Origin of the sequence: Polyangium jinanense (assembly GCF_028435265.1) — a bacterium.
GTDB lineage: Bacteria > Myxococcota_A > Polyangia > Polyangiales > Polyangiaceae > Polyangium > Polyangium jinanense.
This window is the reverse complement of the sequence record NZ_JAGTJK010000023.1, coordinates 70245-96457: the sequence shown is the minus strand read 5'-3', so window position 1 is coordinate 96457 and position 26213 is coordinate 70245. Positions and strand designations below refer to the sequence as shown.

The 26213-nt window shown below is 70.1% G+C and carries 22 protein-coding genes and 1 pseudogene; 15 read left to right on the top strand and 8 right to left on the bottom strand.

From position 1 onward, the window contains the following. Positions 1 to 61 precede the first annotated feature (61 nt). Together KEG38_RS32435 and KEG38_RS32430 are read left to right on the top strand one after the other, a co-directional pair. Entirely contained in the window at positions 62 to 1084 is a 1023-nt protein-coding gene (locus KEG38_RS32435; protein WP_272423870.1) for a glycosyltransferase family 2 protein, read from the top strand. A 444-nt stretch (positions 1085 to 1528) separates the two neighbouring features. Then, a complete protein-coding gene (locus KEG38_RS32430) occupies positions 1529 to 1723 on the top strand; it encodes a hypothetical protein (RefSeq protein ID WP_272423869.1) in 195 nt (64 codons plus the stop codon). 19 nt (positions 1724 to 1742) lie between these two features. Here the strand turns inward: KEG38_RS32430 and KEG38_RS32425 are convergent, their stop codons facing one another. Then, positions 1743 to 4367 carry a hypothetical protein gene (locus tag KEG38_RS32425; RefSeq protein WP_272423868.1) on the bottom strand — a complete coding sequence of 875 codons (2625 nt, stop codon included), beginning with the start codon at positions 4365 to 4367 and terminating at the stop codon, positions 1743 to 1745. Positions 4368 to 4503: 136 nt separating this feature from the next. Between KEG38_RS32425 and KEG38_RS32420 the strand changes: the two genes are divergently transcribed. From KEG38_RS32420 to KEG38_RS32405, 4 genes are all read left to right on the top strand, one after another. Then, positions 4504 to 4656 carry a hypothetical protein gene (locus KEG38_RS32420; RefSeq protein WP_272423867.1) on the top strand — a complete coding sequence of 51 codons (153 nt, stop codon included), beginning with the start codon at positions 4504 to 4506 and terminating at the stop codon, positions 4654 to 4656. Between the two features lie 162 nt (positions 4657 to 4818). Next, positions 4819 to 5976, top strand: coding sequence for a hypothetical protein (locus KEG38_RS32415; RefSeq protein ID WP_272423866.1), 1158 nt, complete (start codon positions 4819 to 4821; stop codon positions 5974 to 5976). 68 nt (positions 5977 to 6044) lie between these two features. Further along, positions 6045 to 7841: an AMP-dependent synthetase/ligase gene (locus KEG38_RS32410; RefSeq protein WP_272423865.1), complete on the top strand. Its 1797-nt coding sequence runs from the start codon at positions 6045 to 6047 to the stop codon at positions 7839 to 7841. A 54-nt stretch (positions 7842 to 7895) separates the two neighbouring features. Then, positions 7896 to 8651, top strand: a complete 756-nt coding sequence (locus tag KEG38_RS32405) for an HAD family hydrolase (protein WP_272423862.1) — start codon at positions 7896 to 7898, stop codon at positions 8649 to 8651. On the opposite strand, the gene KEG38_RS32400 is transcribed toward KEG38_RS32405, so the two are convergent. The 3 genes from KEG38_RS32400 to KEG38_RS55720 form a co-directional block, all read right to left on the bottom strand. Further along, a complete protein-coding gene (locus KEG38_RS32400) occupies positions 8605 to 9945 on the bottom strand; it encodes a hypothetical protein (protein ID WP_272423860.1) in 1341 nt (446 codons plus the stop codon). The two genes, KEG38_RS32405 and KEG38_RS32400, sit on opposite strands and share 47 nt — an antisense overlap. Before the next feature lie 214 nt (positions 9946 to 10159). Next, positions 10160 to 12394 carry a hypothetical protein gene (locus KEG38_RS32395; RefSeq protein ID WP_272423859.1) on the bottom strand — a complete coding sequence of 745 codons (2235 nt, stop codon included), beginning with the start codon at positions 12392 to 12394 and terminating at the stop codon, positions 10160 to 10162. Then, on the bottom strand, positions 12391 to 13911 hold the full coding sequence (locus tag KEG38_RS55720) for a DUF1501 domain-containing protein (RefSeq protein WP_272423857.1): 1521 nt from the start codon (positions 13909 to 13911) through the stop codon (positions 12391 to 12393). Before KEG38_RS55720 ends, KEG38_RS32395 begins: the two co-directional genes overlap by 4 nt. A gap of 405 nt (positions 13912 to 14316) precedes the next feature. Between KEG38_RS55720 and KEG38_RS32385 the strand changes: the two genes are divergently transcribed. From KEG38_RS32385 to KEG38_RS32370, 4 genes and pseudogenes are all read left to right on the top strand, one after another. Beyond that, positions 14317 to 15258 carry an AgmX/PglI C-terminal domain-containing protein gene (locus KEG38_RS32385; RefSeq protein ID WP_272423856.1) on the top strand — a complete coding sequence of 314 codons (942 nt, stop codon included), beginning with the start codon at positions 14317 to 14319 and terminating at the stop codon, positions 15256 to 15258. Between the two features lie 50 nt (positions 15259 to 15308). Beyond that, positions 15309 to 15530: a thioredoxin domain-containing protein gene (locus KEG38_RS32380; protein ID WP_272423855.1), complete on the top strand. Its 222-nt coding sequence runs from the start codon at positions 15309 to 15311 to the stop codon at positions 15528 to 15530. A 12-nt stretch (positions 15531 to 15542) separates the two neighbouring features. Further along, positions 15543 to 15878, top strand: a pseudogene (locus KEG38_RS32375) (peroxiredoxin family protein); the annotation flags it as partial. 255 nt (positions 15879 to 16133) lie between these two features. Beyond that, on the top strand, positions 16134 to 18737 hold the full coding sequence (locus KEG38_RS32370) for an AAA family ATPase (protein WP_272423854.1): 2604 nt from the start codon (positions 16134 to 16136) through the stop codon (positions 18735 to 18737). Positions 18738 to 18821: 84 nt separating this feature from the next. On the opposite strand, the gene KEG38_RS32365 is transcribed toward KEG38_RS32370, so the two are convergent. The 3 genes from KEG38_RS32365 to KEG38_RS32355 all read right to left on the bottom strand — a co-directional run bounded on the left by KEG38_RS32365 (position 18822) and on the right by KEG38_RS32355 (position 20971). Further along, positions 18822 to 19661, bottom strand: a complete 840-nt coding sequence (locus tag KEG38_RS32365) for an STAS domain-containing protein (RefSeq protein ID WP_272423853.1) — start codon at positions 19659 to 19661, stop codon at positions 18822 to 18824. A gap of 192 nt (positions 19662 to 19853) precedes the next feature. Next, positions 19854 to 20261, bottom strand: a complete 408-nt coding sequence (locus KEG38_RS32360) for a hypothetical protein (protein WP_272423851.1) — start codon at positions 20259 to 20261, stop codon at positions 19854 to 19856. After that, entirely contained in the window at positions 20258 to 20971 is a 714-nt protein-coding gene (locus KEG38_RS32355) for a hypothetical protein (protein ID WP_272423849.1), read from the bottom strand. Before KEG38_RS32355 ends, KEG38_RS32360 begins: the two co-directional genes overlap by 4 nt. Before the next feature lie 160 nt (positions 20972 to 21131). On the opposite strand from KEG38_RS32355, the gene KEG38_RS32350 reads away from it, so the two are divergent. The 5 genes from KEG38_RS32350 to KEG38_RS32330 all read left to right on the top strand — a co-directional run bounded on the left by KEG38_RS32350 (position 21132) and on the right by KEG38_RS32330 (position 25219). Further along, positions 21132 to 22010 (top strand): Rieske (2Fe-2S) protein, encoded by an 879-nt coding sequence (locus KEG38_RS32350; RefSeq protein ID WP_272423848.1) that lies wholly within the window; start codon positions 21132 to 21134, stop codon positions 22008 to 22010. A gap of 117 nt (positions 22011 to 22127) precedes the next feature. After that, on the top strand, positions 22128 to 22331 hold the full coding sequence (locus KEG38_RS32345) for a hypothetical protein (protein ID WP_272423846.1): 204 nt from the start codon (positions 22128 to 22130) through the stop codon (positions 22329 to 22331). A 24-nt stretch (positions 22332 to 22355) separates the two neighbouring features. Beyond that, positions 22356 to 22697, top strand: a complete 342-nt coding sequence (locus KEG38_RS32340) for an SPW repeat domain-containing protein (protein ID WP_272423845.1) — start codon at positions 22356 to 22358, stop codon at positions 22695 to 22697. Positions 22698 to 22761: 64 nt separating this feature from the next. After that, a complete protein-coding gene (locus KEG38_RS32335) occupies positions 22762 to 24624 on the top strand; it encodes a hypothetical protein (protein ID WP_272423843.1) in 1863 nt (620 codons plus the stop codon). A 37-nt stretch (positions 24625 to 24661) separates the two neighbouring features. Continuing rightward, positions 24662 to 25219 carry a hypothetical protein gene (locus tag KEG38_RS32330; protein ID WP_272423842.1) on the top strand — a complete coding sequence of 186 codons (558 nt, stop codon included), beginning with the start codon at positions 24662 to 24664 and terminating at the stop codon, positions 25217 to 25219. Positions 25220 to 25241: 22 nt separating this feature from the next. On the opposite strand, the gene KEG38_RS32325 is transcribed toward KEG38_RS32330, so the two are convergent. Next, complete coding sequence (locus KEG38_RS32325) at positions 25242 to 26189, bottom strand: RluA family pseudouridine synthase (RefSeq protein WP_272423841.1); 948 nt, start codon at positions 26187 to 26189, stop codon at positions 25242 to 25244. Positions 26190 to 26213 lie beyond the last annotated feature (24 nt).

Below are 26213 nucleotides of genomic sequence, written 5' to 3'. Positions count from 1 at the left end.
CTCGCCTTGCCTGCACTCCGAGCCCTCGTGCGGACGGACCGTTCTGCTATCCTCCGCCGCCGTGAGCGCCGTGGACATCACCCAGCCCTCTCCGGGCGAGCCTGCTGCCTTCGCCCTGGCCCGAAAGGCGGCCGAGAGCCCGGTGGTCATCCTGCCGCGCGTCTCGCTCGTGGTCCCGGGCCTGAACGAGGGAAAGAGCCTGCCGGAGCTCGCGCGGCGCATCCACGAGGCGCTCGCCGGCAAGGAGCAGTACGAGCTCATCTTCGTGGACGACGGCAGCACGGACGACTCGTGGGCCGTGATCAAGCGCCTCGCCTCGGAGAACCCGACCGTGCGGGGCGTGCGCCTGCGGAAAAACTTCGGCAAGGCCCAGGCCCTCACAGCGGGCTTTCGCAAGGCGCGCGGCACGATCTTCGTGACGATGGATGCCGATCTCCAGGATGACCCGGCGGACCTGCCGAACTTCCTCACCAAGCTGGAGGAAGGTCACGACGTGGTCGTCGGCTGGAAGGTGCAGCGGCTCGATCCGACGAACCGCCTTTTCCTCTCGCGGATCTTCAACGGCACCGTGGGCATGGTGACGGGCGTGAAGCTGCACGACATGAACTGCGGCTTCAAGGCGTACCGGAGCGAGGTGATCCGCTCGATCCCGATCTACGGCGACCTGTTCCGGTTCATCCCGGCGCTCGCGGCGTCGCAGGGCTTCAGCGTCACCGAGATCCCGATCAAGCACCACGCCCGCAAGTACGGCTCTTCGCGTTACGGGCTCGAACGGATCCTGCGGGGCTCGTTCGACCTGCTCAGCGTGCTCTTCCTGACGCGCTACCAGAAAAGGCCGATGCACCTCTTCGGCTTCGCGGGCCTGACCCTCGCGGGGATCGGCATGCTGATCGAGCTCTACCTGACGGTGCTCTGGTGCTTCGGGCACAAGATCGGCGACCGTCCGCTGCTTTTGCTCGGTGTGCTCATGATCGTCACGGGCATCCAGCTCTTCTCGATGGGCTTCATCGGCGAGTTCCTGACGTACCAGAGCCAGACGCGTCACCTCGAAGACGAGCCGCCGATCCGCGAAGAGATCCTCTGATCCCCGCCGCGTAACCACGCGGGCAGGCCGCACGCTCCCGGGCACTGCGCGCTTTTCGCGCACCCCACGATCCGAGCCGCGAGCGTGCAGGATCTCCACTCGCATCCGCATTGGATGCGACCTCTCAGTTCTCCCCAACGTTGACGCGCCGCACGGCAGGCGTCCCCCGACAAACCTTCCGCGCGCGCCCTCGTTCGCGGCGCTCGGCTGCGCCCTGGCTGGATGAACCTTGCTCGAGCGCGCGCGTTTCCACGCGCTGGCCGTGAGCTTGCATGGGCAGATCCCGCGCGCGATCCACGTCCACGAACTGCGAGGCTCAAGCCCATGGCGCTCGATCTATCGATCTCCCACGGACAACGTACGGCCCTTGGTACACAGCCCGACACGAGCGGGCCCAGCGATGCCCGCCCTCCATCGGCGACCCGAGCGGAGGACGTCTCCCCGGTGACGCGAGCGCTGTCCCTCGCGCAAGCGCTGGCCGACGCGCTCGCCGATACCCGTGGCTTCGGGGTCAATGCAGCAGCGCAGCACGAGCTCTCGCTAGCGCACTCGCTCGCCTCGCACGTCGTCGACATTCTCGAGGGCCTGCCGCCCGACTCGGTACGGTCGAGGACGCCCGCCCCCGACGCCGAGGAATGAACTGCACGACGCCCTCACGTCACGACGGCGGCCCCGCCTCGATCGCCCGCCGGTAGCGCTCCCGCCGCGTCCCATCCTTCAAAATCTCGTAGGCCTCGTCGAGCACCTCGATCACGAGGCGCACATCGCTCTGGAGATCGGCCGTCGCCGCCGTGAGCAGGCGCGAGGGCTCGAAGAAGCGCCGGAGCTCCAGGTAAGCCCGCCGGATTTCGTAATTCGTCGCCGTGCGCCCGATGCCGAGCAACGCGAAGTAGTCGCCGTCCTCGACGAGCGCGACCCGCGCCCGCACCCGCATGCGGACCGCCTCCTCGTCGAGCGGATCCTCCGCGAGCCGTCGCTCGGCCGTGGCAGGCCGCACCGGCGTGAGCGCCGCGAGGACCTCCAAACAAACGAGCGCGTAGAGCAGCGGCATCATGTCAGGCCCCGATCGGGCCGCGAGCTCGCCGACGGTCGTGCCCGGCGCCTGCCCCACGAGCGCCGCTTCATCAGGCAAGAGCGCACACTCGGAGAGGAGCGTCATGCGCGTGCCTGCGTCGAACCGCGCAGCCGCGCCGCCGAGGCGCGCGACCGCGACTTCGGGCGGAATCACGCGCCGGACGATCTCCACGAAGACCTCGGCCCCCGTGGCGCCACCAAACACGTTGGGCTCGGCACGCAGGCGGCCCGGCGGCTCGGCTTCGAGCTCGAGGGTGCCGGACTCGATGAGGATCGCCCTGCCGATGATCCACTCGGCATGCGCGCGGAGGACGGGCCAGAGCGCGTCCTGCTGGAGAAATCCGTGCGCGATGAGCGCCGCGCCCGCATGCCGGCCCGAAGGCGGGAGCTTGCCGGCGAGCCGATGCGCGACGTCCCGCTCGAGGTCGCCGCGGGCCGAAAGGAAGGAGAGGAGCGCCTCGTCGGCGACGCCCGATCCAGCCGTGACCACGTCGCCGTCCTGCAAGACGACACGACGCACCGCGCCACCTTCGTGCACCGCGAGCGAGCCCGTGACGCGGCTGGCGATCGCGCGGGCGAGGGCGCGCGGCGCGTCGCCGGGGCCGAGCACCGTGGGTTGCGGGCTGCGCGGGCCCTGCGAGGAATGCGCCGGCTGCGCGGACGGAACCGGCGCCGGCGGCGGGGGCACGGGCGGAGCGAGGCGCACCGACGGCGGCGGGGCATCGGAACCGCGGCCGAGGAGGCTGGGGGCCGTGGGCGGGCTCAGGGGGTTTGGGGGCGTAGCTCCGCTCGCCGGAGCGTAGCCCCCAAGCGTGGGAGGGTTCGAGGGCGTAGCTCCGCTCGCCGGAGCGTAGCCCCCAAGCGTGGGGGGGTTCGAGGGCGTAGCTCCGCTCGCCGGAGCGTAGCCCCCAAGTGTAGAAGCGAGGCGCGGCATGCCACCCGGGACCGTCCACCGGGACGGGAAGACCGTCGGCGGCGCGATGTCGATCAAGGGCTCGATCACGGGCGGCGGCGGGCGCGGCGGCGTGGGCGCGGATGCGGGACGCGGCTCGACCGAGCGGGTGGCCGTGGTCGTCTCCGTCGGCCGGACCGGCGTGCCCGCATCGTCCGCGACCACGATGCGACTCGCGCGCGGCTCCCAGGCCGTCGCGGGGGCCTCCGAGGAAACGGCGCGGACGTCCGGCGAGCGCGGCGTCGATCCCGCGGGCGCGCTCCTCCCTGAAGACTCGCTCGGCTGCGGCGCGGACGGCACGTCGAGCACGAGGTCGCCTACGCTCGGCGGCTCGATGGATCCGGTCGAGGACACGGGCGGGTTTGGCGCGGTCGTGTTCCCTTCGGCCAGGGCAAACGAGCCGGTCGTGATGCTGAGTGCGTTTGGCCCCGTGCCCGGATCGATTCCGCCGGTGCCGAGGTCCGACTGCGAGCTATCCGCCTCGGCGTCGAGCGGCTCTTCGAGGATGGCGAGGAACTCGTCGGCGAGGATGAGGTCGAGCTCCTCCTCGACGGCCGCGGCTTGTGGAGGCGTGGACGACGAAGGCGTCTCCGCGAGCACGCGTTGCTCGGCCGCGGCGAGCATGTTCATGAGCTCGGGCGAGAGCTGCATGGGGTGCGGGGGCAGGAGCGTCGGCGGCGATGGCCCTTCGCTCTCGTCGGGCGGGAAGATCGACACGCCCATCTCGGCGATCTCGGGCGCGCCGGGGAACGCGGACTGGAAGGCTGGCGGGAAGGAGCTGGTACCGTCGTCGAGCAGACCCGGGGGCACGGTCTCGCCGGGGCGGATCGCCCGGGCGCCGCGGTCGTCGACGATCGAGTCTTCGTCGAGCGGGGCTGGGTCGGCGAGCGCGGCGATCTGGGCGACGATGGCGTGGATGTCGAGCGGTCGCGCGAAGGAGCGACCTGCGGCGGAGTGCGCGCCGATCTCGGCGGCGCGCATGCGGCTCCCCAGACAAACGAGCTCGGCGTCTTCTCCACCGGGCAGCTCGCGCAGCCGCTCGATGGCGTCACGCGCGCCGGGTTGATCGATGTCGACGAGCAGGACGCGCGGCGACTCGTCGAGCACGCGTGCTTCGAGCCGCTCGATCGGCGCGAAGGCCACGGCGAAGCCTTGCGCGCGCAGCGCCGACGCGATCGTTTGCCCTTCCGCGGAGGCATCCGCGATCAGGATCACGTCGCGACGCGGCGTGTTCGGGGCTTCCTCCATCGCGGGCACGGCGTGATCCTTCGACCCGATGCGCCAGGCTGTCAACGCGTGGCCCTGGGGTCATCCCTTCCTACGTCCAAGGCGGCGTTCGTTCCAACATTTGGGCCGCCCCGCTCAGTGTATCCGGTGATAAGACGAAAGGCGCATGTCCGCCTTCGGCACCCCCCGAGAGCTCGCGCTGGTGGCCTTCCTGGTCGGGCTCGTGGTCATCCACTCGATCGTCCCGCGGATCGGCGAGGCCATCGGTGGTCACTTCGAGCGCAAAGCCAAGGGGACAGGCCCGTCGAAGGGCGCCTGAGCGAAACATCACCGCCGAACCTAGCATTCTGCATTTGCAGAACGTAGCGTCGGAGCATGAGCACGACGTGGTCTCTCGCGCGGGAAGCAGCCTGGCGCGCGCGACGTGTCCCGCGAAAGCCGACGCGCGCGGTCTCGTGAAAAACGTGGTAGGGCTCGGCCCGTGCAGACGCGCACGCGCAACGCCCTCGTCTTCGCGGCCGCCGCGGCGGTGGTCGTCGCGGCCGTCGTCTGGGTCTGGCAAAAACGCGAGATGGCCCGCCCGCTGCCCGGGACGCTCGACGCCATCCCCGAAGGCGCGCTCCTCGTGGCCACGGCCGACCTCGGCGCCTTGCGGCGCTCGGGCGCCTTCGCGCCCCTGCTCTCCGAGACCCGCGAAATCCCCGGCCTCGGCAAGGTGCGCGACGTCTGCGGCTTCGACCCCATGGCCGGCCTGACGGAGCTCGGCGTGGCCGTGCCCGCGTCGGGCGGCGACGGCGACTTCGGCCTCGTCGCCTCGGGCGCCATCGACCCGGACGCCCTGCTCGCCTGCGCGAGCAAGGTCATCGAGGCGCGCGGCGGCCGCTCCGTGGTGAACCCGATCGGCGCGTTCCGCACGGTGCGCGATGCGAAGCAGTCGACGAGCGGCGCGGAGATCGCCGTGCGCGAGGGCGGGCCCATCCTGCTCGGCGCGGGCAACTACCTGCGATCGATGATCGACGCGGCGGAGGGCCGCGTGCCTTCCGCGCGGGCCGACGGGGATCATACGAAACTCGCGTCGGAAGTGGGCCCGGGCGCGCTGCGCGTGACCGTGGTGCTCACGCCGGAGCAGCGACGCACGCTGCTCGAAGAGATCGCGCTGAGCGGGGCGCAGGGCTCGCCGGCGGCGTCGGTCGTCGGGCTCGGGCTCTCGGTTTCGATCGGCGAACGTGTGGGTTTGTCGGGGGTCGTGGCCTGCGACGCGCCGGCCCCATGTGCCGATCTGGCGAAAATCTTCGACGGAAAACGCGCCGCGCAGGCGGACGACACGCTCGTGCGCCTGATGGGCCTCGGGTCGATCCTCGAGCGGCTGCGGATCGGCTCGGAGGGCTCGCGCATCTCGGCGCGCGTGGACATGTCGACGGACGAGGCGACCGAGCTCGTGACGCGCGTGATCGCCTTGCGCGCCGCGGCAGGACGGCCCAAGTCCCCGATCGAGGAAGACCGGAAGGATCCGCCCCCGCCAAACCCAAAGCCGGCGCCAACGCTCGGGGGCTCCGCTCCGCCGAGCGGAGCTGTGCCCCCGAACCCCCCGTCGGAAAACCCGGCGGCGGAGCCGGCTCCGCCGCCGAAGCCGCGCTGAATCTTACGGCAGCGTTTCCGTTTTCGGGTGGAACGAACGGTGGGCCGCTCGATTAGACTGGCGTCGCCATGACTACGCCGAACGACACCATTCCTTCCCGGCTCTTCAAGCAAGCCGAACGCAGGCCCGACGCGCCTGCCCATCACATCAAATCGGGCGGCGTCTACCGGCCGAAGAGCTACCGGGAGCTCGCGGACGAGGTCAAACGCCTGGGCAAGGCGATGATCGCGCTCGGCCAGAAGCCGGGCTTCACCGTGTGCATCCTCGGCTTCAACCGATCCGAGTGGGTCGCCTTCGACGTCGCGGCCATGGCCGCAGGCGGCGCGCCCGCCGGCATCTACACCACGTGCTCGCCCGAGGAGGTCGCGTACATCGTCCACCACGCCGAGAGCGAGATCGTCCTCGTCGAGAACGCCAGCCAGTGGGCGAAGATCGAGAAGATGCTCGGCGAACTGCCGCACCTCAAGCAGGTCGTCACGATGCGCGACGCGCCGCACATCGATCACCCGCTCGTCGTCTCGTACGAGGCGTTCCTCGACAAGGGGAAGTACGTCTCCGACGCGGACTTTTTCGCGCGCATCGCGGCGCTCGAGCCGCAGGGACTCGCGACGTTGATTTACACCTCGGGCACGACGGGGCCGCCCAAGGGCGTGATGCTCTCGCACCAGAACCTCGTGTGGACCTCGGACACGTCGCAAACGCTCGTGGGCGGTACGGCACAGGACTGCGTGCTCTCGTACTTACCGCTCTCGCACATCGCGGAGCAGATCTTCTCCATCCACGGCAGCATCACGATGGGCGGAGCGGTCTACTTCGCCGAGAACATCGACAAGGTCCCGGACAACCTCAAGGAAGTGCAGCCGACGCTCTTCTTCGGTGTCCCGCGCATCTGGGAGAAGTTCCACGCGGGCGTCCAGGGCAAACTCAAGGAAGCCACGGGTGCGAAGAAGGCGCTCGTCGAGTGGGCGATGGACATCGCGCGCGAGGCGACGGCGGTGAAGATGCGCGGCGGGCAGCCCGCGGGCGCGCTCGGTCTCCAGTACAAGCTCGCGCAGAAGCTCGTGTTCACGAAGCTGAAGAGCGCCATCGGGATGTCGCGCGCGCGCACGTGCGTGTGCGGCGCCGCGCCTGTGTCCAAGGAGATCCTCGAGTTCTTCGCGAGCCTCGACATCATCGTCTCCGAGGTCTACGGCCAGAGCGAAGACACGGGCCCGACCACGTTCAACCGGACGAACAAGACGAAGCTCGGCACGGTCGGCACGACGCTCGACGGGATCGAGGTGAAGATCGCCGAGGATGGCGAGATCCTGGTGAAGGGCCCGAACGTGTTCCTCGGCTACTACAAGGAGCCGCAAGCGACGGCCGACACGCTCGTCGACGGCTGGCTACACTCCGGGGATCTCGGGCAATTCGACAAGGACGGCTTCCTGTCGATCACGGGCCGCAAGAAGGAAATCATCATCACGGCCGGCGGCAAGAACATCGCCCCGAAGAACATCGAGGCGGCCCTGAAGAACCACCCGCCCATCGCCGAGGCCGTGGTCATCGGCGACCGGCGCAAGTACCTCACCGCGCTCGTGGTGCTCGATCCGGCCGCCGCCGGCGAGCTCGCGGGCGCGCCTGGGGCGGATCTGGCGAAGCTGCGCGAAGACCCCGCGGTGGTGGCTGCGGTCCAGAAGGCGGTCGACAGTGTGAATTCCACGCTCGCTCGCGTGGAGACCGTGAAGAAATTTCACATCACGGACCGCCCCTTCACGATCGAGAACGGTGAGCTCACGCCCACGTTGAAGCTCAAGCGCCGCGTGGTCTACGACCGCTACGCCCGCGAGATCGACCGCATGTACGAGGGCGCGCAGGACGCCTGAGGCCAAAGGCAAGCTCGCCGGGGGCCTCCGCTCCGTGCTAACGGAGCGTGCGCCATGCACGCCGTCACCTTCGACTTCGGACAAACCCTCGCCGCCCTCGACGCGGAGCTCACGGCCGCCCGCCTCGCCGAGCGGAGTCTATCGTTCGACCCCCAACGAATCCAGGTCGCCCTCCCCGACGCATGGCGCGTCTACGATGACGCCATCCACCGCGGCCTCGGCGGTCATCCCTGGAAGATCTTCATGCGCGCGCTGCTCGAACGCGCGACCTCGTCGCCACTCGACGAGGAAGCGCTCGCGGGCGCCGTGGACTTCCTCTGGTCCGAGCAGCCGCGGAAAAACCTCTGGCGACGCCCGATCCCCGGCATGCTGGAGCTCGCGGAGGATCTCTCCGACGCGGGTGTGCCCGTGGGCATCATCTCGAACTCGGAGGGGCGACTGGCCGAGCTCGTCGCGGAGCTCGGCTGGGACGATCGGTTCCTTGTGATCGCCGACAGCGGCCGGCTCGGCATGGACAAACCCGGCCGCCCGATCTTCGCGTGGACCGCCGAGCGGCTCGGCAGGTCGCTCGATCGGATCGTGCACATCGGCGACTCGCTCGCCGCCGACGTGGAGGGCGCGCTCGGCGCGGGGATGCGCGCGGTGTGGTTCGGCGGAGATCCGAAGCGCGCGCTCGGCGAGCGAGCGCGCGTCGCGAAGGATGCGAGCGAGGTGCGGAGGGCGCTCGTCGAGTTCGGCGTCGCGGCCGCGAGCGAGCGCGTGCCTACTCGAGTTTCGCCCCGGCCTGGATCCAAGTCGCGATCGACTTGATCTCCGCGTCCGTCAGCGGCTCGCCCGAGAGCGGCATGAGGCTCGTCATGTTCGCACGCCCTTCACAGTGCGGATCGACCTTGCAGAGCAGATAACTCGCCGCCGGTTGTCCCGGCACCACACGCTGCGCGCCCGTCTGCACGCTCGACGCGTTGATCACGTTCGCCAGGAACGTCTCCGCGTCGGGCGACAGATCCAGATCGCCCGCCTTGTCCGTGCTGTCGTGGCACTTCGACGTCGCGCAGCGCGAGCCCATGAGCGTGCGCACGCTCCCCCACGTGCCGGCCGTGTTCGGATCGGGCGCGTCGGGGTCGGGGGGACAATTTCCGTAGTCGATCGGTTCGAGGATCGACGGATCGCCCGGCTTGGTATCCGGCTTCATCCCGCGGATCCAGCACCACACCGCGCGCGTCGAGAGCGCGGTCCACGTGCGCTGGAGGAGCGGCATGCGCGGGCCGAGTTCGTCCGAGAGGAGCCGCTTGTAGAGGTAGCTCCGCCCCGGATCCCCCGGCGCGACGAGCGACCACGGCGTGGCCGAGGGATGCGCGTTGCCGTTGCCGTTCGCGTCGCCGACGCGCACCCGATCGAGATCGGTCACGCGTACGTCGAGGAAACCTTTCAGCGACGCGGGCGACGCGCCGAGGTTCACGATCACGCTCGTCGGCGAACCGCCCGCCGCGAACGACGCGCCGTCGAGCGGCACGCTGAGCACCTCGGCGCCTGCGTCGTCGAGCCTACGGATGCGCGCGCCGTTCGCGTCGAGCGACGGCGGCGCCGCGGCGAGCCGCAGCTCCACGCTCGCCGGCGGGAACGACGCGTTCTTGTCGAGGACGACCTGCAAGATCTCCCGCTCTTGCCCGCCGATCACGAGTTTGTCCCCGGGCCGCTCGCACTCGTCGGGCACGAGGCTCGGCTCGGCCGCCGTGATCTGGCAGGGCGCGTTCACGAGCGCGAGCATGTCCTTCACACCGCCGAGCTCGGGGTACTGCCGCGACGAATGGCACACGCCCTGGTTGAGCGAACACGTCTGCGCGACGCCGAGCGCGTGCAGCGACGCGATGTTCGGGTAGATCGCCTCCGCCGGATCATCGCTGCCGCCCGCGCCGCCGCCGCTTCCGCCGCTGCCGCCCGTGCTGCCGCTGCCACCGGCGCCGCCGCTCGCGCCGGCGCCGCCGCTACCGTTTCCGCCCTCGCCGCCGGTGAGGTCGACGTCCTCGTCGGCTCCGCATCCGACCGTCACCACCAGGGCGATCGAGAGTGCCCCGATCGCCCTGACTGCCCGCGACAAACCCATCCCGGTCGTCCTTTCAACGCTTGGGGCTGCGCTCGGACAAGCCGAGCTACGCCCCAAACCCCTCAACGCTTGGGGCTGCGCTCGGACAAGCCGAGCTACGCCCCAAACCCCTCAACGCTTGGGGCTGCGCTCGGACAAGCCGAGCTACGCCCCAAACCCCTCAACGCTTGGGGCGTAGCTCGGACAAGCCGAGCTACGCCCCAAACCCCTTCCGTCACTGCTTCTTCGCGGTGATCGTACTCGGCCCGCAGGTGATCGTGTACGGCGCGCCGATCTGCCCCGCGACGAACGACACGTATCCGCACGTACCCTCGTACGAGATCTCCGGCGGCGTCAGCTTCGGCACGTCGGTCGCGTCCTTCGCCACGACACCGCCGAGCATGAACTGCGGCGCCGCCACGAGGACGCCGCAGAACGAGCGCAGCTTCGCATCGAGGCCCGAGAGGTTCGTGTCATCGAGCGTCGTCTTCACGAGCGCCTCGATCTGCGGCTTCTCGGTCACCGGCTCGACCCACGGCTCGCCGACGAGCCGATCCTTGAGCGCGATCACCGCGTCGCCGACGGTCGCGCCCGGCGTCGCCTGCGCCCGCGACACGATCTTCGAGACGAAGTCGTTCCCGCTGAGCGCCTTGCACGCGCCGTACGTCGCCTCCCACGAGAGCCGCCCCTGGAAGTCGAGCCCGCGGAAGCCTGGCTCCGCGTCCTTCAGCGCGAACCCGATGGCGAGCTGGAAGCTCTCCTCCGAGCCGTCTTGCGGATACTCGCTGTAGCTCGGCCACTCCATGGCGCGGTGCAGGCTGCGACGCAGCGGGCGCGACGAGATCGCGAAGACGCCGTCCGCGGGGCTGTTGCCGCGCCGGCCGACGTCCTTGTCCGCGATCGTCCACGGATCGAAGATCCGCGGCACCTCGTAGGCCGCGCTCCCGCAGCCCTCTTCCGGCGCCTTCAGGTTGAAGGCCGGGTGCGCGAGGATGTCGGCGAGCAGCTCGCGCAGCGAGAAGTGCGACGCGACGAACTTCTCCGTGAGTCCCATCAGGATGTCGCGCTGCACCTCAGTGCGCGGGAAGTAGTTCGCGATCGTCAGCCGCGTGCCCATCACCTCGGCCCACACGACGTCGACGATGTTCTGCGCGACCATGTACGCGAACGCCTCGTCCGAATCGGCGAGCTCACCCCCGGGCAAACGCACGAGCCCGTGGGCCGCGAGCTGATCCACGCCGCGCTTGAGCGCGCGTTCGAGGTCCCACACGCTCGCGCGGCGGCCCTTGTTCGGTGCTTCGGGTGTCGAACGGATTGAGCCGAAGTACGTGTCGACGCCGAGCGGATCGTCCTCCGTCGGCACGCGGAAGTTGCCGCACGCGTTGCCGCTCCAGCCGTAGGGCGGTGTCCCGCCGCCGTCGCCGACGCCCCAGTAACGCAGCATCGACAGGGCGCGCATCTCGTCCGTGCCCTTCGTCTCCTGCTCCTCTTCGGGATGCACGCCGACCGAGTTTCCGTAGAGCGCGACCTCGAACAGACCCGGCACGGGCCACGCCCGGTTCAGCGCCGGATCGTCGCTGTACGTGACGGAGTACTCGCTGTTGTGGCAGGTCAGACAAACCCGATCACGATGCAGGTAGGCCCGCTCGAAGATCGTGCCGAAGTTCTGCCGCCGCGCGCGCTCCATCTCGTATTCGCCCACGTTCGCGCCCGAGTACGGCTGCGACATCATCGCGAAGAGGTTCGCGCGATACACGGGCGAGAGGTCGTCGAGCTCGAGCGCCGACGAGAGGAGCTGGTTCATCGTGAACCCGGGGTTCGGCGGGTTCTTCGCGTTCGCGTCGTTGTCGCGCACCCACGCGGCGAGGTTGCCGTTGTCGAACGCCGCGGCCGGCGGCGAGCCGTAGCACTGCTGCAGCGACTTCGTTTCGATGCGGTTCACGCGCAACGTGTCCATGAAGAAGTCGCTCCAACGCTGCCGGAACGCGTCCTCGCGCATGAGCGCGCGGGCCACGAGCTTGCGCGCGTTCACGAGGTCCTCGCCGTAGGGCGGAAGCGCGCCGCCGAGCTCGCCGAACTTGCCGGCGGCCTCGAGGTCTGCCTTGCGGATCGCCGTGATCGCGTCGGTGTACGCGTTCACCTCGGCCTGGCCCCACGGCTTGCGGCCGCTCACCGCGACGATCGCGCGGCGCACCCACGCTTGATCACTCGCCTGGCACTCGGTCCACACGTGCTCGGGCGTGTGCGGCGTCGGGTCTCCACCCTCACCGCCGCTTCCACCCGCGCCGCCGACATCGCCTGCGCCGCCTTCACCACCGCTGCCGCCGCTGCCAGCGCTCCCGCCGACGCCGGGTCCCGAAGGCTCGGACGGGTTCGTCCCGCCGCTACATGCGGGCGCTGCGGCCATCGCGGCCGCGCACGTGATCGCCAGGGTGAGCGTCGAGAGCCCGGAAAAACGCCTGGTCTTCATGCCACCACCCCCAGCTGCCGCTGCTGCACGAGTTTCGCGGCCTCGATCTCCGTCGTCGCGCCCGGCACGTCGGAGACGTTGAAGCTCTCCTGCGCGAAGGGCCAGATGCCCAGCGAGAGCAGCGCGGCCATGCGGTTCTCCTGCGGCGTCGACGCGATCGTCGCGCGCCCGTCCTCTCCGCACGCGCCGAACACGCCCTTGCCCGAGGGCCGCACCGGCCCGCCGATGAACACCACCGGGAAGCCGTACGGCCAGTGATTTCGCCCCTCGCTGCCTTGCTTGAACGGCGTACGCCCGAACTCCGTGGTCAGCACGATCAGCGTCTTGTCGAGGTCGAGCTTCGCCGGGTTGTTCTCGCCCGGCGCGTTCACCACCGAGAGCAGCTGCCTCAGCGTGTGCGACAGGTTCCGCGCCTGCGTGAACGAGTTCTCGCCGTGCGTGTCGTACCCGCCGCCGCCGTCGGCCGAGATGAGCCCTGTGTCGACGATGCACACGTACCTCGCGGGCACCGTCGGGTGCCGGAGCAGGTGCGCCGCGAGCTTCAGGTTCATCGTCATCGCGTCGGTGTTCGAGTTGTCCCCGCAGTTCGCCCCGGGGATCTTCGTGAAGAACTGCGGCTCGAGCACGCCCTGGATCGCCTGCGCGTTCGCGATCGAGCTCGACGCCGCTTCGAGCTCGCCGAGGCGCGGCGCGCGCAGCGGATTGCCTTGCCCCCGGAAGCGCAGCCGCTCGTGGTACCGGTCGATGTAGCCCTGCATCAGCGCGTCGTACTGCGCGCGGTTCTGCCCGATCGTCCCGCGGGCGAGCAGGCTCGTGAGGTCACCCGCCGCGTCGACCTTGATGGCGAGCGGACGCGCCGCGCCGGGGTGCATTCCGATCGACACCACGCTGCGAACGTTGTCCGTCGGAAGCCCGTTCGCGCCGTTCGACATGAGCGCATACGAGTACGGCGCGCGCCCCGGCTCGTTGAACCGTTCGAGGAAGTAACGCTGCACGTGCGCGCCGAGCCCCGAAAACGCCGGATGCCCGAGCCCACGGCCGCCGAGCATCATGGGGATCGCGCCCTCGTGTGGCTCGAGGTCGTGCGCCGAGATGGAGACGCGCGTCCGTTCCATCACATCGGGCCGCTCGCGCAGGGGCATCACGAAGGGACCGAGGTGCACGGCTTGGCCCATCGAATCGGCCGCGAAGGGCTCGGTCAGCGGGCCTTGAAACGCACACTGGTCGACGGCGGCCTGCACGTGACCGGACTGCAGGTACGCGTGCCACTGCGTCCCGCTCGCCTCTCCGAGCGACGGGACGCAGTAAAACGACTCGTACTGGCTCACGCCGCCGTAAAGAAAGATCTCGAGGATATTTTCGGCCTGCAGCTCGAGCGGCAGCATGGCGCCCTCGGCTTCCTTCGGCACCTCTCCGAACGCGCGTGCTTGCCGCATGCCCCAGAGCGATACGCCGAGGCCGCTGGCGGCCGTCGCGGCGACGAGCCCTGCGCCCTTGAGAAATTCGCGACGCTTCACGTAAGCCTCCAAGTCAACGTGCCCGGACGAACCCTGCCGTCCGGCACGTGTCTACGTTCTCTTGCGCGGAACGGGTGGTCAATCAAGTTTTCAACGTCCCGCCGGAACGTTCTGAAAACAGCATCGTTGGTGCCGCAACGTCACGCGTACGCCCCCATCCATTCCGACAGGAGCGTGAAATGCCATGCCCATTGAAGGCACACGAAAGCGACGATACGCGCCGCGGCATGCAGCAGGACGGATAACGACGCCACGACGACAACGTGCTCGGGTGCGGCGAGAGCGTGCTCGGCGGGGGCGGGCGGCGCAGGTTCGTGGAAAATCCCGACCGACGGGAAGGGTCTGCATTGCGCATTCCCGGGGTCGCCTTGACGCACCCCGGCGTGCCTCCTAGCATCCGCGCCGATGCTGCGCGTCCTTTGGCCCTCGTCTCTCGCTCTCCTGCTCGTCGGCTGCGCCGGCGCCACGCCGCCGCCCGACGCGCCGCCGAACCCGGAGGCGAAAGCCCCGCCCGCCGAGGCGCCGCCCGCGCCCGAGGCCAAGGCCGAACCCCCGAACAAGGAAACGAACGTGATCGGAGCGCTCGACGCCCCGGTGGGGAAGCTCGAGCCGGCCGAAATCCAGAAGGTCATCCGCGGCAACTTCAAAGCGTTGCGGGCTTGTTACGAGGAGGGCCTGCAAAAAACCCCGAACCTCGAAGGTCGCATCGCGGTCAAGTTCGTCATCGGCAAGGACGGCAAGGTCAGCCAGGCCGCGGAAGATTCGCCTGCAACCCTCCCCGATCCCGATGTCGTGAAGTGTGTCATCGCGGCCGTCGAAACCCTGACGTTCCCCGCGCCCGAGGGCGGCGTCGTCAAGGTCGTCTATCCGATCATGTTCTCCCCGGGCGGCGGCGACGCAATGAGCAATTGCAAGAAAACCGCCGAAGAAAAAGACGGCATTCGCACGGTATCGATCGTCTGCGACAAGCAAACGCTCAAGGTCACGGACATGCCCGTGCGGGCCGTGGATGAGAAATTCGCCGACGCGATCCTGACCGGATTCGAGCAGCAATCGCCGAAGATGCGGAGGACGCGCGGAAAACCGACGATCGCCGACAAACCCGGATGGTCCACGCTCGTCGACGGACAAACCTGGGTCTCGACGCTGCTCGTCACCGAGGTGACGAAGGGACGCGCGCTCGTCGTCTCCTGCCTCGACGAGACCGGCGGCACGAGCTCCGGCCGGTGCGACACGCTGGTCGAGTTCATCGTCAAGCGCGAGGCCACCGCGGGCACCACGCCCTCGCCGTCGCCCACGCCGAAGCGGCCGCTGCCCACGGGGACGGCCACCGGCAGCGGCTTCTGACGTTTTTCCAGGGCTTGCCGCCTCGGGCACGCCCCTGTATGCTCCCGCTCATGTCCGCGCCGATCCGCGCTTCGCGCCGCCTCTTCCTCCTCGGTGCCGCGCTCCTCACCGTCGCTTCCGGCTGCACCCTGAAGACGCGCGGACCCGCGCTCGCGACCTCGGCCCCGGCGCCCGCATTCTCGCTCCCGTCGCACACGGGCGAGACTGTCACCCTGGCGAGCCTCACCCAGAAAGGCCCCGCGGTCGTGGTGTTTTACCGCGGCCACTGGTGACCGTACTGTCGTAGCCAGCTCGGGCAGCTGGCAAGAATGAATGATCGATTCCGGAGGCTCGGCGTGGGCGTCGCGGCGATCAGCGTCGATTCCGAGGAGGAGTCCCGCGAGCTCGCCGCGAAGCTCGACGTACATTACCCGCTCTTGCGGGACGACGGCTTGAAGACCGCGCTCGCGTACGGCGTGGCCATGCAGGGCCAGGACATCGCGGTCCCCTCGACCTTCGTCATCCTGCCGGAGGGTCGGATCTTCTTCCGGCAGATCGGCGAGAGCATGGCCGACCGACCGAGCACCGCCGAGCTGCTCGATATCGTCGACCGCGCGCTCGTGGAATCACGGCGCCATTGAGCCTGGAAGCGCCGGGAGGGGTGGGAGGTAGTTCGAGGCGGGACATCCAGCCGGACACGCGTCGTCCTCCCTCGGCGGTGGCATCCGTTTCGCTGCCGAACACGCGCCATCCGATGACGGGGGACGGTGTCGTCTGTCCAGCATTCCAAGGCCTAACGGGTCGGGTCCGCTCCCTCCTCCGCGCGTGCGCTTCCCCCCCGTCCCCGGCCGAAAACTTGTCCCACGCCCCGCGTCCGTGAGACCCCCCTCCCCACCATGACGATCCCCCGCTCGCAGGCCGAGCTCGTCACGCTGCGCAAGCTCGCCCAGGACCTGGCCGCTGCGCGCAAGGAGCGCCCGACGAGCGTTCACCTCCTCGCCGCCATCGCCTCGCGCGACGGCCAGGCCGGCGAGCTTCTGCGCGAGCGGCGCCTCGACGCGGACGCGCTTCTCAAGGCAGGTCGATCCTTCGACGAGGACACGCCCGATCCCCTCGCCCGCGCCGCCGTCGCGGCCCGCGAGCTCGGCAAGCGCGCACCTCTCGGCGAGCCGAACGCCCTGCACCTGCTCCTCGCCATGCTCGCGGACCGCGCCTCCGCCGCGCACCGCGCCCTCGTGCAGGCCGGCGTGGATACGGGACGGCTGCGCACGGCGGCCATGCAACTCTCGCTCGGGGTCGTCGCAGCCCGGCGCGTGCCGCAAACGGCGGGCGGAAAAACCACGGAGGCCGAGCCCCGGCCGGCCCCGCGTACGCCCAAGCGGATCGACCTCGACAAACCCACGCCGACGCTCCCGAAGCGGCCGACGGGCACGGGCGTGACGGTCCCGCTGTTCCCGCCGCCGGGTCGGCTCGGCCAGGAGCAACGTCCGCCCACGAAGACGCCTCCGGTCCCTCAGGCCGCGACGCCCTCGCCGCCGCCGCCGCAGGCCACCGCGACCGCGACGCCGATCCCGCTCCCCACGCCTGCGCCCGCGAAGCCGGCCGAAAGGGACCGGAAAACCAAGGCGCGCGAAAACCTCGGCCCCGGGCCCACGATTCCGGAAGGCCATCCGCTCGCGCTCGATCGGGCGAAGACGCCGACGCTCGCCGCGCTCGGGAAAAACCTCACGCTCGCGGCTTGCCTCGGGGAAATCGATTCCGTGATCGGCCGGGACGCCGAGGTCGACGCGGCGCTCGATATCCTGGCCAAGAAAAACCAGAATAGCTGCCTGCTCGTGGGTCCGGCCGGCGTCGGAAAAACCTCGGTCGCGCGTGGCATCGCCGAGCGCCTCGCCCGCGAGGCCGATCGAGACCCGTCCGCGGCGCGGCTCTTCGTCGAGGTCGCGGTCTCCGAGCTCGTCGCCGGCACCGGCACGCGCGGCGCGCTCGCCGAGCGCATGAACGCGATTTTGCGCGAGATTCGCGAGGAGGGGCGCGCGATCATCCTCTTCGTCGACGAGATCCACGAGCTCTTCTCCGGCGGCCTCGACGAGGCCACGGCCGAGATCAAGCTCGCCCTCGCCCGCGGCGATCTCCGCCTCGTCGGCGCCACGACGCCCGAGGAGCACCGGCGCACCTTCGAGCCCGACCCCGCCCTCGCGCGGCGCTTCTCGGTCGTCGAAATCGAGGAGCCGGACGAGGAATCGTCCTTCCTCCTCTGCAAACAGGTTTGTCAGGGCCTCGGCGCCCACCACGGGCTCGGGTACACGGACGAATCGATCGCGTCGGCGGTTTCGTGGTCCGTGCGATATCTGCCGGGCCGCGCCTTGCCCGACAAGGCGATCGGGATCCTCGACCTCGCTGGCGCCCGCGCCCGCAGGCGCGCCGGGGCCGGAAAGCTCCCGCCGGTCGGACCTCCCGAGGTCGCCGAGGTCCTCGCGAGCCTCGCCGACATCCCCGAGGAGCGGCTGCTCGAGACCGACCGCGAGCGAATGCTCAATTTGGAAAAACTGCTCGCCGATCGGGTCGTCGGTCACACGGCGCCGCTCGCCCGCATTGCGAGGGTTCTTCGCCGCAATGCCGCGGGCATTCGCGCGGATCGGCCGCTCGGCACGTTCCTCCTGCTCGGTCCGACGGGCGTCGGCAAGACGGAGACCGCGAAAGCCATCGCCGAGGCGCTCTTCCATTCGGCCGACGCGATGACGCGGCTCGACCTCTCCGAGTACAGCGAGGCGCACGCGACGGCCCGGCTCATCGGCGCGCCGCCCGGGTACGTCGGGCACGAGGCCGGCGGTCAGCTCACGGAGGCCGTGCGCCGCCGCGCCTACCAGGTGATCTTGCTCGACGAGATCGAAAAAGCGCACCGCGATGTGCTCGAAGCCTTCCTCCAGGTCTTCGACGAGGGCCGCATGACGGACGGCCGCGGCCGCCGGGTCGATTTCACGAACACGGTCATCGTGCTGACCTCGAACCTCGGCGCGGCCGAGGCCGGGGCGCTGAAGAGCGAACGTTCGGTCGGGTTTTCCCGCGGCGTGACGCAGGTTTCACCGGACAAGCTCGAATCCGCGATGCTCGCCGCCGCACGCGGGGCGCTGCCGCCGGAGCTCTACAACCGCATCGACGAGGTGCTCGTCTTCGGTCCGCTCGGCAAGGCCGAGGTGAAGGAGGTCGCGCGGAGGCTGCTCGCGGGACTCGGCCGCGGGCTCGAGGAGAAGGGCATCCGGCTCGACGTGGAGCCCGCCGTGCTCGACGTGCTCATCGCCGAGGGCGGCTTCGACGAGGGGCTCGGCGCGCGCCCCATGAAGCGCGCGATCATGCGCCACGTCGAGGCGCCGATCGCCGAGATGATCCTGCGCGGCGAGCTGCCTTCGGGATCGGTCGCGCTCCTCTCGGTCGATCGAGGGCAGATCGTCGTCGACGCGGTGGACGAGGCCGCCGGCGAGCTCGCGACGGGCGCTTGAGAAGCACGAAAGCCCTTCCCCAGCAGGGAGAAGGGCTTTCGTGAGAAATTCTTTCGACTTCGTACGAATTGCCGCGCCGCGCGGCTACACCCCGATGTCCTCGGACACGGGCAGCGACGCCGGCACCGTCGACGGACTCGCCGAAGCTTCCGGCCGCGGCGGCCGCTGGCGGCGCTCGCCGCGGCTCACCGTGCGGTCTTGACCTTCGTCCTTCGAGGCTTGCGCCTTCTTGTCCTTCTCGCCTTCGCCGGGCTTCTTGCGCAGGCTGATGCGATCGGCCTCGCGCATGTTGAGGCAGGCGCGCAGGCCGTCCTTCAGCGTGCGCAGCGTCATGAGCCCGCCGAGGTGCACGCCGATCTCCACGAGCGTGCGCGCCACGTCGGGGCGCACGCCCGTCAGCACGCACTTCGCGCCGAGCAGCTTCGCCGCGTGCGTCAGCCGCACGAGGTGCGCGGCCGTCATCGTGTCGACCACGTCGACGCCCGTCAGATCGATGATCACGTACTCCGCGCCGCGATCCGCGATCCGCTGCAGGAGCTTCTCGGTCATCTCGGCGGCGCGCGCGCTGTCGATCGCGCCGACGAGCGGCAGCGTGAGCACGTCGTCCCACACGTCGATGATGGGCACGCTGAGCTCGCGGATCGCGATGCGCTGCCGCTCCACGGTGGCGAGTTGCTCTTCGAGATCGCGCCGCGACGACTCGAGATCACTCATCGCCTTGTCGTGCTCTTCGCGGGTCTGCTTGAGCTCCCGCAAAAGCACGAGCAGGCTCTCTTCGAGCGCCCCGAAGCGGTCCTCGGTCAGCGCGCCGGAGAGCCCGATGGCCTCGTCGAAGGCCCCGACGGAAGCGAGCGAGAGCGCCTCCAGGACGCGCTCGATCCGCTTCCCCTCCACCACTACCGACTCGTCGGTTGTGTCCGTCATCCCCGATGGTCTCCGATGCGTCCCTCCTACATACGGGAAGATGCCCATGAGCATCAAGATCCACCTGATGCCCGCGGTGCGTGAAATTGTGCTTCCCCAGAATTTGCCAGGGACAGCATCCGCAGACAGCGGAAATCCGGCCGAGGGCGGGGGGCAACGGCGGAAGCCGCGGCACCCCCGGGTGGTGGGTCTTCAGGGAAGCGAGAGCACCTTGACGTCGATCGTTGCATTGGCATCGGTCGACGTGAGGGTGACCGTGGCGTCGCCGGGCTTGCCCCCGACGAAGATGAAGACGGAGCGCGGCTCGTCGGCGGGATACCGCTGGTAGGCGTCGCCCGGCGCGAGCAGATCCACGAAGCCGGGCATGACGCGCACGATGTCCGGATCACTCGAGGTCGCGGTCGCGTTCTCGCAAGGGCTGTTCCGGTAGGTGCACTCGATCGCGAGCGCGATGCCTTCCGAGAGGCGCACGTCCTTCTCGGTGCTGTCGAGCTCGGCGACGGCCGTGGGCGGCGCGACGGTGAGCGCGATGAGGTTGGGTTCGCAACCCGCGGCAAACGCGGCGGCGGCGAGGAGCAAAAGGGAGGCGCGAGGGCTCACGGCTTCACCTCCAGCACGGTCAGCGCGACCGCGACCTCGATGTCGAGCGCCTTGACGGTGACCGTCGTCTCGCCCGGGGCCTTGGCGACGATGCGTCGACTGCCGGGCACGCCCTCGTCGAGCATCAGGACCACCTCGGGATCCGCTTCGAACGCTGCGTCGAGCTCGCCGAGCAGCCGCTGCGGGCCGCGGTGCGGCGCCGCGACGAGGGTGAGCTCGTCACCGACGAGCATCTCCATCGCGGCGGGCAGAGGCGAGGTCTGAAGGCCTCCGGTGGTCACGCGGTGGAGCCGCAGCGCGTCCGCCTCCGCGACCCAGACGTGAAGAAAATCCACGACCAGATCGCTGCTCGACGCTTGGGGCTTCGGATCGCCTTCGGCGTCCTGCGCCCCAACCCCCGCCGTCGTGATGAGCATCGACGCGAGCCCGGGCGCCTGGGCGTGGATGCGGGCGTCGTCGATCGTGAAGATGGCCGGGTTTGCCGAGACGAACGAGAGTGGTGGCGTGGCCGCGCCCTCGGAGGTCACGGAGACCTGGATCGGCAAGGCGGCGCCTTTGGCGATGGGGGCGTCGATGCCGGAGACGGCGCAGACGAGCTCGCTCGGGGGGCAAGCCGCGGTCGTGTCGGTCTGGCCGAGCGCGCCGGACGAGCCCTGGGCACATCCGGTCGCGAGCGCGAGGAAAGGAAGCAAAAGTCGGGTGAATGGCATGGCCTGTCGACGATAGCAACCGCCATGCCCCGCACGAAATCACGAAATCGCTCGAGACCGGCGGCCCGGAAGGCAGGGCACGAACGTCATGGCCGGCGCGGTGATTGCACAGCGAGGCGTGTTCGGGGGAGTGGCCCCCGAAGCACGAAAGGGGAACGGGATGGCGACGTCACTCCTTACGACGGTCGAGAATCGATCGGGCGTCGATACACTCGCTGAGGCCGTGCACCGGCCGGTCCAAGCGGTCCTGCAAAAGCGCCCGGAGCTCCGGACCACGCTCGACGGGACGTGGCTCGGGCACCCGCTCCACGCGGCACTCTCCGATTTCCCGGTCGGCGCGTGGGCGACGGGGGTCGTCCTGGACATCGCCGGGCTCGGGCGACGGAAAAAGGGGCTCCACGACGCGGCCTTCACCGCGCACGCCTTCGGTCTGGCGGCCGCGGGCGCGGCAGCGATGGCCGGGCTCGCGGACTGGAGTTACCTCGACGGCAAGCCGCGGCGCGTGGGCTTCGTGCACGCGGCGTTGAACATGGTGGCGGCCAGCCTCTTCGGCATCTCGCTGCTCCTGCGCAAGAACGGGCGGCGCGGGGCGGGCATCGCCGCGTCGACGGCGGGCTTCGGCATCACGCTGGGCAGCGCTTGGCTCGGCGGGGTCATGTCGTACCATTACGGCATCGGCGTGAGCCACCGGGCCTTCGAGCAAGGCGGGCCCTCGGGCTTCGTGCCGGTGCTGCGCAATGACGAGCTCCCCGAAGGGCAGCTCCGCCGCGTCGTGGCCGAGGGCGCGCCGATCCTGCTCGCCCGCGCGAACGGCCGCGTCCACGCGATCGGCGATACCTGCACGCACCTCGGCTGCTCGCTCAGCGCGGGCCGGCTCGACGGCGAGCGCGTCGTGTGCGCCTGCCACGGCTCACAGTTCCGGCTGCGCGACGGCCGGGTGATGGTCGGCCCCGCGACCGACTCGGAGCCCCATTACGAGACGCGCGTCCGCGACGGCCAGATCGAGGTCCGGAAATCGGGCCTCAATGGTGCTTCGTAAAACGCATCCAGCGCATTCCCCAGCCGCAGCCGGGTTCGTCCGCCGCGGCTGGGCCTACGTTTGCATCGGAACGTCGGGGACGCCGCCTCGCGGCACGAATCGCCCACGGAGCAAGGAATGATCCGTACCGAAAGCGTGGCCGATCACCATCGAAAGGCCGCCGAGCATTTCGAGAACGCAGCCGTGCACCATCGGATGGCCGCGGAGCAGCACGAGCGGGGGAACGAGGCCGAGGCCATCCGGCACGCGATCGAGGCTCGGCGGTATCACGAGCAGGGAATGCGGCACGAGCAGGAGGCCGAGAAGCGGCACGCGGCGTGAAACCAATCGCCCGAGGAGAACACCATGACATGGCCCCGATGGATCAATGTCGCACTGGGTATCTGGCTACTCATCGCCCCGGCGGTGCTCGGATACGTCGACGCATACGCAGTGAACAATGACCGTCTGCTCGGCATCCTGATCGCGGCCTCGGCGATCGTCGCCCTCTGGGCGCCGAAAGCGCGCTTCGTGAATGTCGTGCTCGGCATGTGGCTGATCATCGCGCCGTTCGTCCTCGGTTACCTCGGCGGGAAGGCCGTGGCGAACGACATCGTGGTCGGCATCGCCGTCGCGGTCTTCGCCTTCCTCCCGAGCCGCGCCATCACGCGCCCCACCACGAACGCGAGACCGGGCGACTTGAGCTGACCCCGTCAGGCCAGGCGACACCCAGAACTTGGCCCGTGACCTCACCCCGTGGGAGGTCACGGCCATGTCCATTCGTGTCGCCCGGCCTTGGCTCGTGGGCGCAGGCCTCGTCCTCGGCCTCGTCACGCGGTCGGCACCCGCCCTGGCGTGGGTCGACGTGCACGTCGCGGGCGACGACGTGCGGGTCGACGTGAACAAGGACGGCTCGGCCCGCGTCGAGCACAAGATCACGCTGCGTGTCTCCGGCGGGCCGCTCAAGTCGATCGACCTGAAAGGCGTCGACGCCGACGCCGTCCCCGAGCCCGACGGCTACGTGGTCCCGGGCCGCGACGCCGCCACGAACTCGCTCGCCTCGGCCGCGCCCATCACCACGGAGATGCTGCCGCCGCCGAGCCGCCCGCGCGACGACGGCCAGCCAAACCCCTCGGCCATGCGCATCCGCTTCGACGCGGACAAGGGTTTGTCGCGGGGCGTGTTCGTGGTGTTCGTCCGGTACCGCACCGAGCTCTTCCGCCGCGGCCTCGTCCAGCGCGACGGCTCCATGGCCCGCCTCCGCTGGACCGGGCTCGCGTGGGAAGACGGCTTCGACTCCGCGCGCGCCACCTTCGTCCTGCCCGCCGGCCCGACCGAGCCGCGCCCCGACGAGGCCGGCGTCGCCGCCGATCCCGCGGGCGAATCCGCCGCGCCGCCCTCGGTCCTCTCCACCGTCCGCCGCGCCACGGGCCGCGACGAGCTCGAACTTTTGCGGCCGTACGCGCCGAAAGCCGAGACCATCACCTGGCTCGTCCGGTTCGACGCCCGCGCCCTCGACGTCACCGCGCCGAAAGCCGAGCCGACCACCGTCGCGTCCCCGGGCCCTTCGGCGCTCGCCCCGGATCGCCGCACCTTCGTGCTCCTCGGCGGGGGCCTTGCGTTTGTCCTGTACGCCCTGCTCGTCGCGGTCAAGACCCGCGAAGTCGAGCGGGCCGCGCGCGCGGCCGGCGCCGAGCCTCGGCCCTTGATCCCGGCCCCGCTTTTCGTACGCGCCACGGGCGCGGGCCTCGCGCTCGTCGGGGGCCTCGCCTTGCAGCTCACTTTGCCCACGGGCACGGCGGGCGCGCTCCTCGTCGCGCTCGCCTCGGCGTTCGCCGCGTTCCGGGCCCCGCGCTGGATCCGCGCCTCCTCGCTGCGCGGCCCTGGCACGTGGCTCCCCATCTCCGAGGAAGAGGCCTTCGCCCGCGCCGCGCGTCCCCCCGCGCGTGATGGCCTGCTCGACGTCTCCACCCGCGCCGGAAAAGCCCTCTTCGCGCTCGGCCTGCTCCTCCTCGGCGCGGCCGTATATCTCGTCTCGGGCACGTCGATGTACCACGCCGAGCTCTTCGCCTACGACGCCGTGGCCCTGCTCGCGCTCTTCTGCACGGGCCGGCTCGCGGAGTTGCCGCCCGACCCGGTCGCCTCGGCCGCGCCGCTCCTGCGCGACGTGGCCAAGCGCGTCCGCAAGGCGACGAAAAAGGCCGGCGAAGAGGTCCGTATCGTCCCGCGCATCCGGGTACCCGAGGGCAGCGCGAAGGCCGACGAGCTGCGGCTCGCCGTGGTCCCGCGCTCGCCACTCCCGGGCTTTTCCGGGCTCGAGGTGGGCGTGGTGCTCACGCCGGCCGCGGGCTCGACGTTGCGCTCGCCCGAGGTGCTGCTCCGCGTGACGACGGGGACGGCGTGCGAGGAAGCGGTGGAGGCCATCGCGCAGCAGGGCCGATCGCAGCGCGGAAAGCGCTCGACGGAGCGCGCGATCACCCTCGTCCCGCGCTTGCCGACGGCGTGGATGACGGCCGACCTCGTCACGCGGCTCGTGGGCCTTTTGCGTGAAGGTCGCAAGGCGGCGGAGGAGCGCTCGGGCATTCGGCGGTCTGCCCAGGTCGTCGCGGTCTCCGAGGACGGTCGCGCGGCTTGACGCCGGGCAGGTTTTCCCGCTTGCTTCGAGGGCGCCCGTGACCGCCCCTTCCGAAAAACCCCCTCGCCTGTTCGCCCGGATCGCCGCCGCCGCGTTGCTCCTCGGGCTCCTCGGATTCCTGGTGACCGCGCAGAGCGGCTCGAAGACGCCAGCCTCGCCGCCAGGTTCAGCCGAAGCCGACGCGCCCGCGCCGGCCGAGCCGTTCGGCCCGCAACCCGCGCCGCCCGATCCGTCGCTCGTCGCATTGCTGGACGGGCTGACAGTAGGGGCCGAGGTGAATGGGTGGAAGGTGGTGAACTTCTACCCGACGAACGAATCCGTCGTGTGGGTGGAGCTGCAAAAAGGCGAGGTTTTCTTCTCGGTGGGAATCGGCCCGAAAGGAACGGGCAAACCGCCGCCGCCGATCCAGACGGAGACGTACGAGGTGGGGTATGGAATGCCGAGGCCGCGCAATGCGGGGATTCCCACGCAGGAGATGACGGCGGCGGCGGAGCTGGTGGCGGCGAGGATCCGGAAGCGGGAGAAAGAGGTTCCGCGGCCCGAGGGGGTTTGGGGGCGTGGCTCGGCTGGTCCGAGCGAAGCCCCCAAACGTTGAATGCGGCTTTGAAAGGGCCGGCTCAGCCGCCCTCTTCCCCCACGATCCCCGCAATGTCCCCCGGCAGCGGCGAGCTCGCCGTGAACGCCGGCACCTTCGCATCCCCGCCCCACGTGATCCGCGACGCATGCAATGCATGCCGCGAAAGCCCCGGCACGCTCTGCCCGCCGTACAGCGTATCCCCCGCAAGCGGATGCTCGATCGCCGCGAAATGCGCCCGGATCTGGTGCCGCGTCGCCTTCCCGGCCCGCGCCTCCACGAGCGCCCATTCTCCCCGCTCCGACAGCTTCCGGTACGTCGTGTGCGCCGGCCGCGGTGCATACCGCTCCACGTCGCGCGGATGCACGCACGGATACACCCGACGCCGATCCTTCGGGTGCGGCGCCAGCGGAATCTCGATCGTCCCCGTCTCCGGCAAATCCTTCGCCGCGCAGACCAGCAAATACCGTTTGTCGAGGCGCTCCTCCTTGATCGCCCCCGTCAGCACCTCGAACGCCTCCCGCGTCCGCGCCGCCAGCACGAGCCCGCTCGTCTCCGTGTCGAGCCGATGGCACAGCCCCGGCTCCCGCGCCGAAAAACCGATCCCCGCGCACTCCGGATACCGCGCCACGAGCGCGTTCGCGAGCGTCCCACGCTCCCCCGGCTCGAGCGGCGCCGTCGGTTGCCCCGCCGGTTTGTCGAGGACGACCACCTGGCTCGTCTCGAACACCACCACGAGCGGCGCCTCCGCGTCCGGCACCGCGCCGCCTGCGAGCGACGCCGGCTCAAGCTCGACCGAGACCACGTCCCCCGCGCGCGCCACGTCCCCCTTCGACACCCTGCGCCCGCGCTCGCCTCCGCCCTCGTGCAAGCGGACCTTGCCGGCCTCGAACAGCCGCTTCGCCCCCGCTCGTCCGAGCGTCGGCATCACCTCGAGCAGGAGCTTGTCCAAACGAACCCCTGCCTGCGCCTCGTTCACCGTGATCTTCATGGTCTTCCGTGATGTCCGCCGCCC

Bases quoted from the DNA above. Each gene is read 5' to 3' on its own strand.
- KEG38_RS32420 (WP_272423867.1), top strand. From the start codon at position 4,504: ATGTCCGCCTTCGGCACCCCCCGAGAGCTCGCGCTGGTGGCCTTCCTG.
- KEG38_RS32410 (WP_272423865.1), top strand. From the start codon at position 6,045: ATGACTACGCCGAACGACACCATTCCTTCCCGGCTCTTCAAGCAAGCC.
- KEG38_RS32405 (WP_272423862.1), top strand. From the start codon at position 7,896: ATGCACGCCGTCACCTTCGACTTCGGACAAACCCTCGCCGCCCTCGAC.
- KEG38_RS32400 (WP_272423860.1), bottom strand. From the start codon at position 9,945: ATGGGTTTGTCGCGGGCAGTCAGGGCGATCGGGGCACTCTCGATCGCC.
- KEG38_RS32395 (WP_272423859.1), bottom strand. From the start codon at position 12,394: ATGAAGACCAGGCGTTTTTCCGGGCTCTCGACGCTCACCCTGGCGATC.
- KEG38_RS32385 (WP_272423856.1), top strand. From the start codon at position 14,317: ATGCTGCGCGTCCTTTGGCCCTCGTCTCTCGCTCTCCTGCTCGTCGGC.
- KEG38_RS32380 (WP_272423855.1), top strand. From the start codon at position 15,309: ATGTCCGCGCCGATCCGCGCTTCGCGCCGCCTCTTCCTCCTCGGTGCC.
- KEG38_RS32370 (WP_272423854.1), top strand. From the start codon at position 16,134: ATGACGATCCCCCGCTCGCAGGCCGAGCTCGTCACGCTGCGCAAGCTC.
- KEG38_RS32365 (WP_272423853.1), bottom strand. From the start codon at position 19,661: ATGACGGACACAACCGACGAGTCGGTAGTGGTGGAGGGGAAGCGGATC.
- KEG38_RS32355 (WP_272423849.1), bottom strand. From the start codon at position 20,971: ATGCCATTCACCCGACTTTTGCTTCCTTTCCTCGCGCTCGCGACCGGA.
- KEG38_RS32350 (WP_272423848.1), top strand. From the start codon at position 21,132: ATGGCGACGTCACTCCTTACGACGGTCGAGAATCGATCGGGCGTCGAT.
- KEG38_RS32345 (WP_272423846.1), top strand. From the start codon at position 22,128: ATGATCCGTACCGAAAGCGTGGCCGATCACCATCGAAAGGCCGCCGAG.
- KEG38_RS32340 (WP_272423845.1), top strand. From the start codon at position 22,356: ATGACATGGCCCCGATGGATCAATGTCGCACTGGGTATCTGGCTACTC.
- KEG38_RS32335 (WP_272423843.1), top strand. From the start codon at position 22,762: ATGTCCATTCGTGTCGCCCGGCCTTGGCTCGTGGGCGCAGGCCTCGTC.
- KEG38_RS32325 (WP_272423841.1), bottom strand. From the start codon at position 26,189: ATGAAGATCACGGTGAACGAGGCGCAGGCAGGGGTTCGTTTGGACAAG.